Origin of the sequence: Flavonifractor plautii ATCC 29863, assembly GCF_000239295.1 — a bacterium.
Classification (GTDB): Bacteria; Bacillota; Clostridia; order Oscillospirales; family Oscillospiraceae; genus Flavonifractor; species Flavonifractor plautii.
Map to the genome: position 1 here is coordinate 1 of NZ_JH417740.1, position 16,818 is coordinate 16,818.

At 65.5% G+C, this 16,818-nt stretch carries 16 protein-coding genes; 13 read left to right on the forward strand and 3 right to left on the reverse strand.

The genetic code is table 11. The annotated features are described in order from the left end of the window. The first annotated feature begins 170 nt into the window (after positions 1-170). The 3 genes from rpsF (at position 171) to rpsR (ending at position 1,294) form a co-directional block, all read left to right on the forward strand. The gene (gene rpsF, locus HMPREF0372_RS08260; RefSeq protein WP_007490767.1) at positions 171-470 is read left to right on the forward strand and encodes a 30S ribosomal protein S6; all 300 of its coding nucleotides are present in this window, start codon (positions 171-173) and stop codon (positions 468-470) included. A gap of 16 nt (positions 471-486) precedes the next feature. Continuing rightward, the gene (locus HMPREF0372_RS08265; RefSeq protein WP_007490769.1) at positions 487-975 is read left to right on the forward strand and encodes a single-stranded DNA-binding protein; all 489 of its coding nucleotides are present in this window, start codon (positions 487-489) and stop codon (positions 973-975) included. A 79-nt stretch (positions 976-1,054) separates the two neighbouring features. Then, positions 1,055-1,294, forward strand: a complete 240-nt coding sequence (gene rpsR, locus HMPREF0372_RS08270; protein ID WP_007490771.1) for a 30S ribosomal protein S18 — start codon at positions 1,055-1,057, stop codon at positions 1,292-1,294. Positions 1,295-1,421: 127 nt separating this feature from the next. Here the strand turns inward: rpsR and HMPREF0372_RS18720 are convergent, their stop codons facing one another. Beyond that, complete coding sequence (locus tag HMPREF0372_RS18720; protein ID WP_007490773.1) at positions 1,422-3,527, reverse strand: sensor histidine kinase; 2,106 nt, start codon at positions 3,525-3,527, stop codon at positions 1,422-1,424. A gap of 49 nt (positions 3,528-3,576) precedes the next feature. Continuing rightward, positions 3,577-4,278 carry a response regulator transcription factor gene (locus HMPREF0372_RS08280; RefSeq protein WP_007490775.1) on the reverse strand — a complete coding sequence of 234 codons (702 nt, stop codon included), beginning with the start codon at positions 4,276-4,278 and terminating at the stop codon, positions 3,577-3,579. 146 nt (positions 4,279-4,424) lie between these two features. Here HMPREF0372_RS08280 and HMPREF0372_RS08285 point away from each other — a divergent pair, with 146 nt between their 5' ends. From HMPREF0372_RS08285 to HMPREF0372_RS08305, 5 genes are all read left to right on the forward strand, one after another. After that, on the forward strand, positions 4,425-5,654 hold the full coding sequence (locus tag HMPREF0372_RS08285) for a serpin family protein (RefSeq protein ID WP_007490777.1): 1,230 nt from the start codon (positions 4,425-4,427) through the stop codon (positions 5,652-5,654). Positions 5,655-6,081: 427 nt separating this feature from the next. Continuing rightward, positions 6,082-6,606 carry a 4'-phosphopantetheinyl transferase family protein gene (locus HMPREF0372_RS08290; protein WP_163390310.1) on the forward strand — a complete coding sequence of 175 codons (525 nt, stop codon included), beginning with the start codon at positions 6,082-6,084 and terminating at the stop codon, positions 6,604-6,606. A gap of 75 nt (positions 6,607-6,681) precedes the next feature. After that, positions 6,682-7,776, forward strand: coding sequence for an MGDG synthase family glycosyltransferase (locus tag HMPREF0372_RS08295; RefSeq protein WP_009260112.1), 1,095 nt, complete (start codon positions 6,682-6,684; stop codon positions 7,774-7,776). Further along, positions 7,773-8,846 carry a lysylphosphatidylglycerol synthase transmembrane domain-containing protein gene (locus HMPREF0372_RS08300; RefSeq protein WP_007490783.1) on the forward strand — a complete coding sequence of 358 codons (1,074 nt, stop codon included), beginning with the start codon at positions 7,773-7,775 and terminating at the stop codon, positions 8,844-8,846. The genes HMPREF0372_RS08295 and HMPREF0372_RS08300 overlap by 4 nt, the downstream gene beginning before the upstream one ends. Before the next feature lie 75 nt (positions 8,847-8,921). After that, the gene (locus tag HMPREF0372_RS08305) at positions 8,922-9,866 is read left to right on the forward strand and encodes an ROK family protein (RefSeq protein WP_007490786.1); all 945 of its coding nucleotides are present in this window, start codon (positions 8,922-8,924) and stop codon (positions 9,864-9,866) included. A 53-nt stretch (positions 9,867-9,919) separates the two neighbouring features. On the opposite strand, the gene HMPREF0372_RS08310 is transcribed toward HMPREF0372_RS08305, so the two are convergent. Further along, on the reverse strand, positions 9,920-10,195 hold the full coding sequence (locus HMPREF0372_RS08310; RefSeq protein WP_007490787.1) for a hypothetical protein: 276 nt from the start codon (positions 10,193-10,195) through the stop codon (positions 9,920-9,922). 174 nt (positions 10,196-10,369) lie between these two features. Here HMPREF0372_RS08310 and HMPREF0372_RS08315 point away from each other — a divergent pair, with 174 nt between their 5' ends. The 5 genes from HMPREF0372_RS08315 (at position 10,370) to HMPREF0372_RS08335 (ending at position 16,775) form a co-directional block, all read left to right on the forward strand. Continuing rightward, positions 10,370-12,808, forward strand: a complete 2,439-nt coding sequence (locus HMPREF0372_RS08315) for a cation-translocating P-type ATPase (protein WP_007490789.1) — start codon at positions 10,370-10,372, stop codon at positions 12,806-12,808. A 3-nt stretch (positions 12,809-12,811) separates the two neighbouring features. Beyond that, positions 12,812-13,270: a GNAT family N-acetyltransferase gene (locus HMPREF0372_RS08320; protein WP_007490791.1), complete on the forward strand. Its 459-nt coding sequence runs from the start codon at positions 12,812-12,814 to the stop codon at positions 13,268-13,270. A 132-nt stretch (positions 13,271-13,402) separates the two neighbouring features. Beyond that, positions 13,403-14,026: a helix-turn-helix transcriptional regulator gene (locus HMPREF0372_RS08325; protein ID WP_039996971.1), complete on the forward strand. Its 624-nt coding sequence runs from the start codon at positions 13,403-13,405 to the stop codon at positions 14,024-14,026. A gap of 79 nt (positions 14,027-14,105) precedes the next feature. Further along, a complete protein-coding gene (locus HMPREF0372_RS08330; RefSeq protein ID WP_007490794.1) occupies positions 14,106-15,212 on the forward strand; it encodes a glycosyltransferase family 4 protein in 1,107 nt (368 codons plus the stop codon). A 21-nt stretch (positions 15,213-15,233) separates the two neighbouring features. Then, positions 15,234-16,775: an O-antigen ligase family protein gene (locus HMPREF0372_RS08335; protein WP_007490796.1), complete on the forward strand. Its 1,542-nt coding sequence runs from the start codon at positions 15,234-15,236 to the stop codon at positions 16,773-16,775. The last annotated feature ends 43 nt before the right edge of the window (positions 16,776-16,818 follow it).

Below are 16,818 nucleotides of genomic sequence, written 5' to 3' on the forward strand. Positions count from 1 at the left end.
TTCAGATGTCCAATATGTATTGTAGTCCTACAGCAAAAAAATATTATTTTTTTGGAAAGGCTTGACTTTTTCGCTGATTCCTATATAATAATATAGCTTGTTTCAAAACAGGCCATCCTTGCCCCCGCACAAGGGCGGGGGCCATACGTCCATAAGGAGGTGCAAAGAAAATGGCAAAACTGAGCGGAAACTACGAGGTGGTCTTTATCCTCAATCCCAACCTGGATGAGGAGGCCACCGCTGCCATGGTGGCCAAGTTCAAGACCCTGGTGGAGCAGAACGGCACCCTGGCTGAGGTTGAGGAGTGGGGCAAGCGCCACCTGGCCTATCCCATCAACGACCTGACCGAGGGCTACTACGTGCTGATGACCTTCAACGCTAAGCCCGAGTTCCCCCGTGAGCTGGATCGTATCCTGCGGATCACCGACGGCGTGATGCGTTCCCTGATCGTCTGCAAGGACGAGAAGTAAGAAGGGAGCGGCAGACATGCTGAACCGGATTATTCTCATGGGCCGTCTGACCCGTGATCCCGAGCTGCGCCACACCCAGACGGGGACCCCCGTGGCCTCCTTCTCCCTGGCGGTGGACCGGGACTTCAAGGACAAGACCACCGGCGAGAAGTCCACGGACTTCATCGACATCGTGGCCTGGCGTCAGACCGCCGAATTTGTCTCCCGTTTCTTCACTAAGGGCCGTATGGCCGTGGTGGAGGGCCGGCTCCAGCTCCGGGACTGGACCGACCGGGACGGCAACAAGCGCCGCACCGCGGAGGTGATCGCCGACAACGTGTACTTCGGCGACTCCAAGCGGGACGCGGAGGCGGGCGGCTATGCCGCGCCCTCCGGCGGGTTCGGCGCTCCGGCCGGCGGCTACGCGCCGCCTCCCGCCGCGCCCAGCGGCGGCTACTCCGCCCCCATGGGCGGCGGCGATCAGTTCGCCGAGCTCTCTGACGACGACGGGGAGCTGCCCTTCTAACACATTTTGCGCACGACAGTCGGTGCGCAGCAATAAAACAAGACGGGCTGAAGGCCCGTGAAAAAGGAGGTTCCCTGTTATGGCTATGGATAGAGAGCGCCCCCGCGGCCGCAAGCGCCGCAAGGTCTGCACCTTCTGTGTGGACAAGGTGGAGCACATCGACTACAAGGACGCGGTCAAGCTGCGCCGGTTCCTGTCTGAGCGGAGCAAGATCCTGCCCCGCCGCACCACCGGCACCTGCGCCATGCACCAGCGTCAGCTCACTGAGGCCATCAAGCGCGCCCGTCAGATCGCGCTGCTGCCCTTCGTGACCGACTAATTGCAGAAGCAAACGAGAGGCCAGCCCTTCGGGGCTGGCCTCTCGTTGTTTGCATTGGGGGACGGCGGGCGGCCACAAGGGCCGCCCCTACAAACTGGTAGGGGCGGGGTTTATCCCCGCCCGCCTCCTATGTGTTCGCGGGCAGCTCCGGTCCGGCGGCCTCCGGGAAGGAGACCACGGCCTTGAAGAGATCGCCGTCGATGTCCAGACGGAAGGCGCCGCCCTGGAGCTCAGTGAGGCTGCGGGCGATGGACAGGCCCAGGCCGGAGCCCTCGGTGGTGCGGGACTCCTCCCCCCGGACGAACCGCTCCATGAGCCGCTCGGCGGGGATGTTGAGGGGCTGGCGGGAGATGTTCTTGATGGACAGGACCACCTTGCCCTCCCAGCGGCACACCTCCACATAGATGCGGGTGCCCTCCAGGGCGTACTTGTTGCAGTTGGAGAGCAGGTTGTCGATGACCCGCCACAGGTGGCGGCCGTCGGCCAGGATGGAGCACTCCTCCTCCGGGAAGGCGGGCACCACGGTGAGGCGGCTCTGGGCAAATTTCTCCTCAAACTCCCCCAGGGCCTGCTGGACGAGCTGCACCATGCCCAGCCGGTCCAGGTGCACCGACAGGCTTCCGGTGGACGCCTTGGACGCCTCCACCAGATCCTCCGTCAGCTTCTTGAGGCGCTGGCTCTTGCGGTCCAGCACCTCGATATATTCCTGGGCCTTGGGATTGTCGATGTCCTGCTTTTTCAGCAAATCCACATAGTTGATGATGCTGGTCAGAGGGGTCTTGAGATCGTGGGAGACGTTGGTGATCAGCTCGGCCTTGAAGCGCTCGCTCTGGATGCGCTCGTCCACGGCATTTCCGATGGCGGCGCCCAAATCGTTGAGCTGCCCGGCGTGCCGGGCCAGGTCACTGTACATTTTGTGGGTGTCGATCTTGAAGTCCGGGTCGCCCCCCACGATGCGGCCGGTGCCCTCCCGCACCCGCTTCCATTGGATGGTCCAGCGGCAGAGGCAGTAGAGCACAAAGCCCTGAAACACGGGGATGAGGAAGATGGTCAGCGTGGTGAGCAGGGTGCCGGCCAGGTAGAGCAGAAAGAGCACCACCACCCGGCCCGTCATGGGCCAGCTCCGGGCCGCCGCCCGGCAGCCCCGGGCGATCAGCTTGCACAGCATACAGATGAGGGTATTGCTCCACAGGGTGCGGGTCTTGATGCGGGTGGCCACGGTAAGGCAGAAGGCCAGGACACAGCCCAGAATGGCTACGGTGATGACACACATGCCGACCAGCAGGTCGGTGGCCAGTTGGGATACGTTGAGGCCGAAGGCGATCGCGTCCCCCGCGTTGAGAAGGAGGGCGATGGCCCAAAACGCGCCGAAGGCCAGCAGATCCAGCGGGATGCGGTCGAACCAGTTGCACCTCGGGCGGCTCTCCTCCTTCCGCCAGCCGGCAGCCCGGAGCAGAAACACCAGCAGGAGTATCCCTGCGATGTCCAGCACCAGGGCCAGCACCGCCAGGGCGGGGAGGTAGCTGGCGTACTGCTGGTAGTCCTGGTAGCTGTCCCAGAACTCGTCCTGGACGGTGAGCGGGTCGGTTGCGCCGTATTCCAGGGCCAGCACGGAGGTGGTCACCCGGCTGTCCCGCATCTCGTCATATGCCCACTCATAGCCGTCAAAGGTGTAGCCGTATTGGGCGGCGAGCCCGGCATCCTCCGGGGTGACGAGCTGCTTGGTGCCAGCGGCGTCGGGAAGGGCGATATAGAGGAGGTAGTACTGCTCCTTCCCGTTCCAGACCACATAATCCTGCTCGCGGGCGGCCCCGTTCTGGGTGAGGGAGAGCTCCTCCTGCTCCACGGCGTGAACGCTCTCGTCCAGGGAGGCCGCCCCCTCCAGGTTGGAGTAGACGAGGGTGCCGGTGTCGTTGCGTCGGATGGCAAAGCGGAAGTTGGTCCGCTCCGGGGAGAGGGCCTCCTCCAGCATGTCCAGCCGCCGCTGGTCCAGGTAGGGCAGGGCGCCGTTCCACTCCTGGTTCTGGAGCAGCCGGGCCAGCTCCCAAACCTGGCTGGAGCGGTTATACAGGTCGGAGTAATAGTCGTTGCTGTCGTAATACCCGCTGCCCAGCCACAGGGTATCCCACTGGTAGAGGATAAAGACAGTGGACCAGAAGCCGCCGGCGCCCACGGCCAGGGCCAGAAGGACGGCGGCCGTCTTGGCCGCCAGACTGGTTCGGAATCGTTTCATGGCATTACCTCCTGGAATATGGGCGGGGTGCGGCCGGAGCGAGCGCCCCCTAGACCTTTTCCATCTTGTACCCCAGCCCCCAGACCACCTTGATGTACCGGGGGTTGGCCGGGTCGATCTCCAGCTTCTCCCGCAGGTGGCGGATGTGGACCGCCACCGTGTTTTCCGAGCCGAGAGAGGGGTCGTTCCACACCAGCTCATAGATCTGGCTGGTGGAGAACACCCGGCCGGGGTTCTTCATCAGCAGGAGAAGGATGTTGTACTCGATGGGGGTGAGGCTGACCCCCTCCCCGTCCACGGTGACCGATTTGGCCCCGTCATCCAGCGCGATGCCGCCGTTGGTGAGCAGGGCGGGATTGGCCTCCCCGCCGCCCTGCTTGCCGCCCAGGCTGGTGTAGCGCCGGAGCTGGCTCTTGACCCGTGCGATGACCTCGATGGGATTGAAGGGCTTGGTGATGTAGTCGTCCGCCCCGATGTTCAGCCCCAGGATCTTGTCGCTGTCCTCGCTCTTGGCGGTCAGCAGGATGATGGGCACATTGCAGCTCTCCCGCAGCTTGGCCGTGGTGCGGATGCCGTCCAGGCCGGGCATCATCACGTCCAGCAGGATCAGATCCACCGGCTCGCTCTCCGCCAGGCGCAGGCATTCCAGCCCGTCGTAGGCCTTCACGGTGGCATAGCCCTCGCTGGTCAGGTAGATGTCCAGGGCCGAGACGATGTCCTTGTCGTCGTCGCAGATCAGGATGGTATTCATACAGTCACCTCAGATTGTAAAGTCAGTATAGCAGGCGAAGTTTAAGGGGCGAGGGGGAAAATCTTTAAAAAGCGTTTAAGACCCCGGAACATTTTACCCCAGAACCCGTCTAAAAAGCAAACCATATTATAAAAGGAGGGTGTTCCATGAAGAAACGAAAGCTGCTGGCCCTGTGCCTTGTGCCGGCCCTGCTGGCCGGGTGCGCCGCCCCGGCGGGGGTGACCGACCTATCCCGGCAGTTCGAGGCGGGCGCCCCCGCGCCCCCGGAGGCCGACCCGGCGGCGGACGCCGCCATCGGCAGCCTGGGGGCGGAGCTGCTGCGGGCGGCCCGCGAACCGGGGGAGAACACCCTGCTCTCCCCGCTGTCTGTGGCCCTGGCCCTGTCCATGACGACCAACGGAGCTGCGGAGGACACCCTAGCGGAGTTCGAGGCCCTGCTGGGGGCGGACGTGGAGGCCCTCAACGCCAACGCCGCCTCTCTGCTGGCTGATTACGCCGCCCTGGGGGGCTCCACGGAGTGCTCCATCGCCGACAGCCTGTGGCTGGACGGGCGGCTGGAGGCCAACGAATTATTCCTCTCCCGGTGTACGGCGTTCTATGGGGCACAGCTCTATCAGGCCGATCTGGACACCGACGGGGCCCGCCGGGCGGTGAATAACTGGGTGGGGGAGGTCACCCGCGGGCTGATCCCGGAGGTGCTGGCCGAGACGCCCGCCCCCGAGACCGTCCTGCTGCTGGTCAACGCCCTCTACCTGAAAAACGCCTGGGCCAGTGAATTTGATCCGCTGGACACCCGTCCCGGGGACTTTACCGCCGCCGACGGGAGCGAAGCCGAGACGGATTTCCTCTCCAACGGCCTGCGCGCCGAGCAATACTTCGCCGCGGAGGGGGCCGCCGGGGTGGTGCTCCCCTATGACGACGGGCGGCTGGGCTTCCTGGCCGTGCTCCCCGACGGGGAGCTGGACGCCTGGCTGGAGACGCTGGACGGGGATACCCTGCCCGCCCTGCTGGCGGCCGCGGAGGAGGAACGGGTGCTTCTCCGGCTGCCCAAGTTCGAGGCGGAGTGGGGCGGAGAGCTGTCCGACGCCCTGGCCGCCATGGGGCTGGAGACCGCCTTCGATTCCGGCCGGGCCAACTTTTCCGCCCTGGGCACCGCGCCGGACGGGCCGCTGTACGTCAGTTCCGTCGTCCACAAGGCCCGCATCGAGGTCAACGAGAAGGGCACCGAGGCCGCGGCGGCTACCGTGGTGGGGGTAGACGGCGCGGCCGCGCCCACAGACTACCGGGAGCTGGTGCTCGACCGGCCCTTCTGCTACGCCGTGGTAGATTTGGAGCGGGGCGTACCGCTGTTTCTGGGTACCTTTGAGCGGCCCTAGCGGGCGGGGATACCCCCCCTACAATGCCGGAGGAGGGTAAGCCTGCCCGCAGGGGCGGCCCTTGTGGCCGCCCGCCCCTTCGCGCCGGGTGGTGTGCGCGGCTCTGCCGATTGCGGGCGGGGATAAACCCCGCCCCTACAATGCCGGAGGAGGGTAAGCCTGCCCGTAGGGGCGGCCCTTGTGGCCGCCCGCCCCTTCGCGCCGGGTGGTGTGCGCGGCCTTGTCGAATACGGGCGGGTGTGGGCACCCGCCCCTACGTTTCCGGCACAGGCACACACTCGTTCGCCGCCCCTGGAAGTCCGTAGAGGGCGACGCCCCAGGGCGGCTTCTCTTGCCCTGCGGGGCCATTCCCCTTCTGCCTACATCGCTCCGCCCCTACCAAATGGCCCCGTTTTGTGGTATCCTAGGAAAAAAGGAGGCGGTGGACATGGTGCTCTGGCTGGGGGAAGGGGACGCCTATGCCCTGCTGGGGGAGCTTCTGCGGGCGGAGTACGGACTGGGGGTTCTCCCGGCGATGGCGCGGGGGGCGGACGGCAAGCCTTACTTTCCGGGGGAGCCGGAGCTGCACTTCAATGTGAGCCACAGCGGGGGCCTGGCCCTCTGCGGCGCGGGGGAGGCCCCCCTGGGGGTGGACGTGGAGGTGCTGCGTCCCCGCCGCCCCGGGCTGGAGCGGTATGTGTGCTCGGAGACGGAATCCGCCTGGCTGGAGCGGCAGGGCGGGGACTGGGGGGCGTTTTACACCCTCTGGACGTTGAAGGAGGCCAGGGTCAAATGCACCGGGGAGGGTCTGCGGCGGCCCCCGCGGGACATTGCCGTTCCTCTCCTCCGGCCGGGGGAGACGGGAGAGCTGGACGGGCTGGCCTTTTCCGCCTTTTCCGGCGAAACCTGGCGGGCGGCGGCCTGCTGCCCAACCCCTCAGGGCCCGTTGGAGCTCTTTGTTAGAAATTCTTAATGGCTTTTTAAGAATTCAAGCGAGGTTTTCTAAAGAATCCTCCTTTATACTGGTATGTGTAAAGGAGGGAACACCGTGAATATTCTGATTCTCACCGGAAAATTCGGCATGGGCCACTGGTCGGCCTCCCAGTCCCTGCGCCAGCAACTGCTGCGGGCGTTCCCCGGGGCGGAGGTGGAGGTGCTGGACTTCGTGGCGGAGGCCATGCCCAACGCCTCCGAGGCCATGTATAAGTGCTTCAACCTGCTGGTGACCCGGGGCAGCGGGCTGTTCAACCTCTACTACAAGCTGACCCAGGATCTGCCCGCCGACGCCCGCCCCCTGTTTGAGACTTTGTTCCTGGACAAACTGGAGGAGCTTGTCGCTGCCCGGCGGCCCGACGCGGTGATCGCCACCCACCCCCTCTGCGCCCGGATGGTGTCCCGCTGGAAGGGGGAGACGGGGAGCGCCCTGCCCCTCATCACCTGCGTCACCGACCTGTCCAGCCATTCCGAGTGGATTCACAAATACACCGACTGCTATCTGGTGGGCTCCAACGACATCCGCAGCCGCCTGGCCGCCAAGGGGGTAGACCGGGACATCATCTGCGTCACCGGCATCCCCGTCCGCTGCGAGTTCAAGCGGCCGGTGCGCCGCCGCCCGGGCCGGGAGCGCAACCTGCTCATCATGGGGGGCGGGCTGGGCCTGCTGCCCAAGCGGGACAGCTTTTATGAGGCGCTGGACGCCCTGCCCGGCGTCCACACCACCATTATCACCGGCAACAACCGCAAGCTCTACGACCGCCTGGCGGGCAAGTATGCCCACATCGAGGTGCTGGGTTTCACCGACCGGGTATACGACTACATGGCCCGGGCGGATCTGGTGCTCACCAAGCCCGGCGGCATTACCCTGTTTGAGACCATCTTCTCCGAGCTGCCCATCCTGGCGTGGGAGCCCTTTCTGGAGCAGGAGAAGAACAACGCCCGCTTCCTGGTGAAGCGGGGCCTTGGCCGCGTAGCGGCCAAGGAGCCCGAGGAGTGCCTGTCCGCCATTCGCGCGCTGATCTACGACGACGAGACGCTGGAGTGGATGGCGGGCAACATGCGGGCCATGAAGGGACAGTTGGAGGAGGAGAGCCTCAACCGCATGCTGGCGGGCCTGGAGGCCGAGAAGGGGGTACGCGTCGGATGAACCGGAAAAAGTCCTTGGTGGGGATCGGCCTGATCGCGGCGCTGATGGCCCTCACCGGCTGGCTGCTGTTCAGGGACCAGCCCGTCACCCGGCTGCTCCACACCCTGGGCCAGCTCAGGCCCGGCTGGCTGCTGCTGGGGCTGGCTCTCATGCTGGCCTTCGTGGGGTGTGAGGCCACGTGCTCCCACCTGATCCTGGGACGGCTGGGCCACCGGGCCCCCCTCCGCCGCTGCCTGGGCTACTCCTTCGTGGGCTTCTATGTCAGCTCCATCACCCCGTCGGCCACCGGCGGACAGCCCGCCCAGATCTACTACATGTCCAGGGACGGCGTGCCCGCCGCCCACGGGGCCCTCAACATGATGCTCATCGCCGTGTGTTATCAGGTGGTGGTCATCGGCTACGCCCTGGCGGTGGCGCTGCTCCGCTTTGATCTGGTGGCCAACCTGGGGGGCGGGCTGGGCCTGCTCCTGCTGTTCGGCGCGGTGGTCAACGGCGCGCTGACGGCGGGGATGCTCTGCCTCATGTTCCTGCCCAATGCGGCCAGAAGGCTCACTGGCGGCGTACTGAGCCTGCTGGTGCGCGTCCGTCTGGTCCGCCGCCCGGAGGAGGCCAGGGAGAAGCTGGAGAAGCAGATGGAGGAGTACCGCCGGGGGGCGGACTGCGTCAGGCGCAACCCCGCCCTGGTGCCTGCTCTGCTGGGCCTCACCTTCTGCCAGCTCACCGCCCTGTTTTCCGTCCCGCTGGTGGTGTACCACGCTTTCGGCCTGACCGGCAGCGGGGCGCTGGACATCATCGGCACCCAGGCCCTGGTCACCCTGGCGGTGGCCTCCCTGCCCCTGCCCGGGGCGGTGGGCGCCTCCGAGGGCGGCTTTGTGGCAGCCATGAAGCTCTTCTTTGGCGCCGGACTGGTGACCCCGGCGGTGCTGGTCTCCCGGGGCATCAGCTTCTACTCCTTCCTGCTGCTCAGCGGCTGCGTCACGCTGCTGGTGCACCTGCGCACCCGGAACCGGCAGCCTGTGGCGGTGTCCCCCCGGCTCCCTAAGACCGCCCGGGGCACAGTTGTCACCTGAGCGCCGTTTTGCCTCTTGTGCGGCGGCCCGTCCTGCATTATAATGTGAATACGTTTCACGCAGGAGGGGCAAGCTATGAAGTATTTGGGAATTGATCTGGGCGGCACCAACGTGGCCGCCGCCGTGGTGGACAGCGAGGGGACCATCCTGGGCAAGGTGAGCCTGCCCACCCCGAGAGGGGCGGAGGCGGTGGCCGACCAGATGGCCGCGGCCGCCCGCGGGGCGGCGGAGGCCGCCGGCACGGCGCTGGACGAGGTGGTATCGGTGGGCATCGGCGCTCCCGGCGCCATTGAGCCGGACACCGGCGTGATCAAATACTGGTCCAATCTGGACTTCACCAATGTGCCCATCACCGCCCTGATGAAGGCGCGGCTGGACAAGGAGATCCTGCTGGAGAACGACGCCAACGCCGCTGCCCTGGGGGAGTACGCCGCGGGCGCTGGCAAGGGCAGCCAGTCCATGGTGGCCGTCACCCTGGGCACCGGCGTAGGGGGCGGCGCAATCCTCAACGGGAAGCTCTACACCGGCTTCAATTACGCGGGCATGGAGATCGGCCACTTTGTCATTGAGCACGGCGGGCGGCTGTGCACCTGCGGACGCCGGGGCTGCTTCGAGGCCTACTGCTCCGCCACCGCCCTCATCAAGCGCACCCGCCAGGCGATGGAGGAGGACCGCACCTCCAGGCTGTGGGAGCTGGCGGGGAGCCTGGAGGGGGTCAACGGCCGCACTCCCTTTGACGCCGCCGCCCAGGGCGATCCCGCCGCGGGCAAGGTCATCGACGAGTATGTGGACTACCTGGGCTGCGGGGTGGCCAGCCTGGTCAACATCTTCCAGCCGGAGGTCATCTGCATCGGCGGCGGCCCCTCCGCCCAGGGGGAGACCCTGATGGCCCCGGTGCGCTACATTCTCAACCGGGAGGACTATGCCCGCAACAACCTCCACCGCACCCGGCTGGTACGGGCGGCCCTGGGCAACGACGCGGGCCTCATTGGCGCGGCGCTGCTGCCGCTGTTCCGGTAGAGCTCCAGGGCTGAACTCCGCTCCGGCGCCGCAACGTCAACGGAGGACCTCCCTTACGGCAGGTCCTCCGTTCTTTCATACCCGGCGCAGGGGCCCTCTTCCGGGGCCGCTGGCTCTGCCCCGCCCTCCTCCGGCGGGAAAAGGAGCAGGGAGAGCCCGAACAGAATGGCCGCCGTGATGGCGATGGCCTGTACCTTGTGCTCCTCCAGCCAGGGACGGTAGGGCTCCAGGGGCGGGACTTTCCCGGCCGCCGCGTAGAGCGCCACCGCAACCACCACGCACAGGGCCAGCCGGGTGACGGTCTGTTGTTTGTCCGGTTTGGTTTCCATAGGCGCCGCCTCCTTCTCTCCATGTATAGCGGGGGACAGGGCCGGGTAGACCAGCAGGCTGCTTCGGATGTGAAAAAACGGTAAATTTTGAGGGGGCGTACTTGTCCCACCCGGCGGGATCCACTATACTACAGAGGTATCGGACCGAATTTTGAGGAAATCAGAGGCGGAAGCATGAAACGCAAGCACACAAAGCAGCCGGCCGCGCAGGTCCCGGCCCCCCAGCCCCGGCGGGAGGTGTCCCGGCTCAGCCCCGATCCGGAGCAGGGGCTCACCCTGCACCAGGTAAAAGAGCGGCAGCAGAACGGCTGGGCAAACGACCCGGTGGACTCCCCCACCAAGACGGTGGGGCAGATCGTGCGCGAAAACGTCTTTACCTTCTTCAACTTCATCTTTGTGGTGCTGGCGGCCCTGCTGGTGGCGGTGGGCTCCTTCGACGACATGCTCTTTCTGCTCATCGCCGTGGCCAATACCGGCATTGGCATCGTTCAGCAGCTCCGCTCCAAGCAGACCGTGGACAAGCTCAACCTGCTGGCCGCCCCCCGGGCCAACGTGGTGCGGGAGGGGAACCTGATCTCCGTGCCCGCCGCCCAGCTGGTGCGGGACGATGTGGCGGAGCTGGCCTCCGGCGACCAGATCCCCGCCGACGCGACGGTCCTCTCCGGCCAGGTGCAGGTCAACGAGGCCCTCATCACCGGCGAGGCCGACGCCATCACCAAGGCCCCCGGCGACGAGCTGCTCTCCGGCGCCTTCGTGGTGTCCGGCCGCTGCCGGGCCCGGCTGGACCGGGTGGGGGCGGAGTCCTACGCCGCCCGCCTCACCCTGGAGGCCAAGAAGGATGTCACCGTGGGCAAGAGCGAGATGATGTCCTCCCTGGATAAGCTCATCCGCATCATCGGCATCCTGCTCATCCCCATCGGCGTGGCCCTGTTCGTCAAGGAGTTCGTCTTCCTGGAGCGCACCGCCCAGGAGGCGGTGGTGTCCATGGTGGCCGCCCTCATCGGCATGATCCCCGAGGGGCTGTACCTGCTGACCAGCGTGGCCCTGGCGGTGAGCATGATCCGTCTGGCCCAGGGCAAGGTGCTGGCCCAGGATATGAACTGCATCGAGACCCTGGCCCGGGTGGACGTCCTGTGCGTGGACAAGACGGGCACCATCACCGAGCCCCACATGGAGGTGGGGGAGGTCGTCTATCTGGACGAGGAGAAGTACGCCGAGACCGTGGTCACCGAGACCCTCAACGCCTTTTACCAGTCCATGGAGGCGGACAACGACACCGCCCGCGCCATGGCCCAGAAATTCCACGGCAAGTCCCTGTGGCATGCCGCCCAGACCATCCCCTTCACCTCCGCCACCAAGTGGAGCGCGGCGGTGTTCCCCGGCCACGGCGCCTTTGTGGTGGGCGCCCCGGAGTTCATCATGGGGAACCGCTACGCCGATCTGAAGGAGGCGGTGGATCCCTGGTCAGAGAAGGGCTACCGGGTGCTGCTGGTGGCCGAGTACGGCGGGGCGCCCGATCAGAAGGGGCTGGACCCCCGGCGGGTGTCCCCCATGGCCCTGGTGGCCCTGTCCAACCGCATCCGCCCGGCGGCCCCCAAGACCTTCCGCTACTTCGCCGAGCAGGGGGTGACCGTGAAGGTCATCTCCGGTGACAACCCCGTCACTGTCTCCGAGGTGGCCCGCCAGGCGGGCATCGAGGGGGCGGAGAAGTACGTGGACGCCGCTACCCTCCGCTCCGATGAGGACATCGCCCGCGCCGTGCGGGAGTACACCGTCTTCGGCCGGGTCACCCCCAACCAGAAGCGCAAGCTGGTGCGCGCCCTCCAGCGGCAGGGCCACACCGTGGCCATGACCGGCGACGGCGTCAACGACGTGCTGGCCCTCAAGGACGCCGACTGCGGCATCGCCATGGCCTCCGGCTCCGACGCCGCCTGCCACGCCGCCCAGCTCGTGCTCCTCAACTCCGACTTCTCCGCCATGCCCAAGGTGGTGGCCGAGGGGCGGCGGGTCATCAACAATATCCAGCGGGCCGCCGCCCTCTATCTGGTGAAGAATATCTTCTCCTTCCTGCTGGCCCTCATCTCCCTGTTCGCCACCTTCCCCTATCCGGTCACCCCCCTCCAGCTCTCCCTGCTCAGCGCCGTCACCATCGGCGTGCCCTCCTTCTTCCTGGCCCTGGAGCCCAACCACAGTCTGGTGAAGGGCAAGTTCCTGTCCAACGTGTTCCGCGCCGCCCTGCCCGGCGGACTGACAGACCTGTTCGTGGTGCTGGGGGTGGAGGTCTTCTTCCTCACCTTCGGCTTCAGCGAGGCGGAGCTGTCCACCATGTCGGCGATCCTCCTCATCGTCATCGGCATCATGGTGCTCTATGAGGTGTGCAAGCCCTTTGACTGGAAGCGGCGGGTGCTGTGGGGGGCCATGGCGGGCTCCTCGGCGGTGACAATCCTCGGCTTCGGTGGCAGCTTCGGCCTCAGTCCCCTGGGTACGCAGGCCTTCCTGGTGCTGCTGGTGTTCCTGGGGCTGGCCTACTCCATCATGCGCTTCATGTTGGGCCTCTTCGACCAGGGGGAGCGCCTGCTGAACCGTGGGCGGCATCTGCGGAAACGGAGGTAGCGTATGCACATTCGCCCCTACCGCAGCTCCGACTGCCCGGCCTTGGCGGAGCTGTTTTATCAAACGGTTCACGCCGTCAACGCCCGGGACTACAGCCCCGAGCAGCTCGACGCTTGGGCGGATGGCCGGGTGGAGCTGGCCGCCTGGGACGCCTCCTTCCGCGCCCACGACACCCGGGTGGCGGAGGAGGGCGACGCGATCGTCGGCTTTGCCGATCTCGGGCCGGACGGCTACCTGGACCGCCTCTATGTCCACAGGGACTGGCAGGGGAGGGGAGTGGCCTCCGCCCTCTGCGACGCCCTCCCCGCCGCCCGCACCACCCACGCCTCCATCACCGCCCGGCCCTTCTTTGAGCGGCGGGGCTGGCGTGTGGTGCGGGAGCAGCAGGTGGAGCGCCGGGGGGTGCTCCTCACCAACTTTGTCATGGAGCGGTCATGCCCGCCGCCTTCCCGCCCTGTGTAGGGCGCGGCTCCCTGACGCGCCGCTTTTGCCGCGTTCCGGCAGGCCCCCGCCGCCGTTTTTCCCCGTGCAAGCGGGCCTTGCGTGACAAACGGGAGGTTCTCTGCTACGATGGAGGGGAGAGGGGGGAGGCGTATGCACGACATCGCCCGCAATCTGAAGCGTCTGCGGCGGCAGAGGGGGCTGACCCAGGAGGAGCTGGCCGCCCGGCTCCACGTGACCCGGCAGGCGGTGAGCAACTGGGAGCGGAACCGGAACCTGCCCGAGCTGGAGATACTCCTCTCCGCGGCGGAGCTTCTGGGGGTCGGCGTGGACGAGCTGCTCTATGGTCCCCGGCCGGCGGAGGGAGTGGCGGCCCCGGCAAACCGGCGGAGGCGCACGGTTACCGCCGGGGCGCTGTGGGCCGCCTGGGCGGCGCTGTGGCTGGCCTACCAGCTCTGGGCGCTCCCGGCGCTTGAGGCGATGTACGATAAATATGACTACTCTGCGGCGGGCTGGCTGCTGCTCTGCCCCGCCCTGAATCTGCTGCTGGGAATGGCGGTGTGCGCCCTGGTCTCTATCTGGCGGGAGCTCCGCCCCCGGCGGCTGGCGTTCCGGCGTGCCCTGTTCTGGGCGGGGGTGGGCTGCGCGGCCCTGCTTCTTCTGGGCGTGCTGCTGTTGCCTGTGCACGGGGTTCTTGTGGCCCTTCATGAGTCCGCCATCCCTTATCTGCTCTGCGGAGGTCTGCTCTTCTGCGGCTGGGGGCGAAAAGCGGGTTGATTTCCCGGGTGTTTTCCGGTAAAATGGAAGCGCGGAGGTTTTCTCCGCGCTTACTCTTTGGATAAAGGGGGTATTCTTCTTGCTGAAGGTACTCTATCTGTTGAATTTCGCGGGCAAGGCGGGAACCGAGCGGTACGTGGAGACCCTGGTGAAGTATCTCTCCGCCGACGGGCTGGTGCAGCCCTTCTTCGCCTACAACGAGGGCGGGCTGCTGGTGGAGCGGCTGGAGGCCATGGGCGTGCCCTGCCGCCGGGTGGAGATGCGCCGCCGCTTCGACAAAAAGGCCGCCCGTGAACTGGCGAAGCTCTGCGCCGAGTGGGACATCGACCTGGTTCACTGCCACTATCTAAGGGAGCATTACACTGCCCTGCTGGCCAAGAAGTACAATAAAAAAATCCGCGTGGTCTATACGAACCATTTTGTCCTGGCCAACGACTTCGTGACCCGCTTCTCCAACCGCATCATGGACCGGCGGCAGGATCAGATGATCGCCGTGTGCAACAAGGGGAAGGAGCAGCTCGTCGCCAACGGCTGGAGCGCCGACCGCATCCAGGTCATCTTCAACGCCGTGGATCTGGACGCCTGGGCGGGAGACCGCAGCCAGTCCACCCTCCGCGCCGAGCTGGGGCTGGACGACAGCCGCTTCGTCATGCTGTGCGCCTCCCGGTTTGCCGGGGACAAGGGACACAAGTACCTCATCGACTCGGTCAAGCGGCTGACCGAGCTGTGTGCCGTGCCCTTCACCCTGGTGCTGGCCGGGGACGGCCCCCTGCTGGAGCCTACAAAAGCCCAGGTACAGGAGCTGGGGCTGGAGGACTGCGTGAAGTTTATCGGCTTCCGCAAGGACATCAAGAACCTCTATAAGGGAGCGGATCTGTATGTCAACTCCTCCCAGCACGAGGCCCTGTCCTTCCTCATTATCGAGGCCATGGCCGCCGGGCTGCCTGTCATCGCCACCGACATGGGGGGCAACTCCGACATCGTCAACGACGAGGCAGGGTGCGGCATGCTGGTGGAGTACGATAACCCCGACTCCATGGCCGTGGCTATGAAGTGCTTTCTGGAGGACCCGGCTTTCGCAGCCCGGTGCCGGGAGAACGCGCGCAGGACCATCGAGGACAAGTTTGAAATCCACAAAATGGCCAGGGCCACTTACGGCGTGTATGAAAAAGCCCTCCACGATTGATTGCTAGGAGTATTATTTTTTATGTCTATTACTGAAAACAGCCTCTTTGTCCGCTTTTTCCTGTCCCTGTGGCTGTGCTTGAAGAACGCGGCCGCCAACAGTGCCCTGGGGCGGGCCTGCGACCGGCTGGAGGGATGGTTTCTCCGGCAGGCGGAGAACAGCGCCATCTGTACCTTCGTCTGGCGGGAGGGCCGCATCCCCAGGGCGTGGCCCCACAGCATCGCTTGCCGCCTGTTTACCGCCATCATCAACATCCCCTGCGCCCTTTTCAAGGCCGTCTACCGGGCGGGAAAACGGGTGTGGGACGCCAGTCTGTTCTGCCGCCTGATAGGGGCGCTGGGCGGGGCCTCCTTCCTCTTCCTGGGACTGTTCATGATGGTCATGCTCATGACTCCCCATGCTATGTGGAACAACGTCTACGGCCTGATGGGTGCGGTAGCCCTCACCGGGCTTTTTGTGGTGGGCAGTGCCTCGCGCCCCAAACACCGGCTGGAGCTGGACACCCTGGGGCCCTATATGACGCTCTATATGGCCTTTATCTGTATCGCCCTGGCGGGCTCCCTGTCCACCCGCCTCTCCCTGCGCTTCTTCGCCTTCCACCTGACCGGCTTTTTGCTGGTGCTGCTGGTGGTCAGCATGGTGCGCAAGTATGAGCAGCTCCAGCTCATGGTGGCCCTGGCGGTGCTGGGCCTCTCGGTGGCCGCCCTCTACGGCTGCTATCAGAGCTATATCGGCGTGGATATCGTGGCTTCCCAGCAGGATATGAACCTCAATCAGGGCATGCCGGGCCGGGTCTACTCCTTCTTTGACAACCCCAACAACTTTGCCGAGCAGTTGGCCATGCTCCTGCCCCTGAACCTGGCTCTCTTCCTCAATTCCCGCTGGCGGGGGAAGCTCCTTTCCCTGCTCTCCCTGGGGGTGGGGCTGGTGGCCATCGGGGCAACCTACGGCCGTGCCAGTTGGATCGGCCTGGCCGGGGCAGTGCTGGTCTTCCTGGCCCTGCTGAACTGGCGCTGGGTGCCGGTCTTCCTGCTGGTGGGTCTGGCCGCCATCCCCTTCCTGCCCGAGACCATCTACAACCGCATCCTCACCATCTTCAACGCCGGAGAGGATAGTTCGGTTCAGTACCGTTTCGGTATCTATGAGACTACCAGGAACCTGATGGAGGACTACTGGGCGAGGGGCGTTGGCCTGGGCACCGATGTAATGAAGAAGGTCTTCCAGACCTATCCCACCAACTTCGACGGCTCCTATCCGGTTCATACCCACAACAATTATCTCCAGATGTGGGGAGAGACGGGTATACTCGGTCTGCTGGCCTACCTGTCTCTGCTGCTCTACCAACTGAAGTCGGGTGTGAAAGGCTTCTGTGCCGCCCTGGACCCCCGGGTGAAGCGGATGATGGCCGCCGCCATTGGCGCCTTCTGCGGTATACTGGTCATTGGCGTGGCGGAGTACACCTGGTATTACCCCCGCAATATGTTTACCTACTGGTTCCTGTTCGGTGTCATCGGCGCCTGTATCAAGCTGGTGCGTATGGAGCAGGACAAGCAGGCGGCGTAAGAGGAAAATGTCTACCAAATGTCTACCAAAAAGAGCCCGGAAC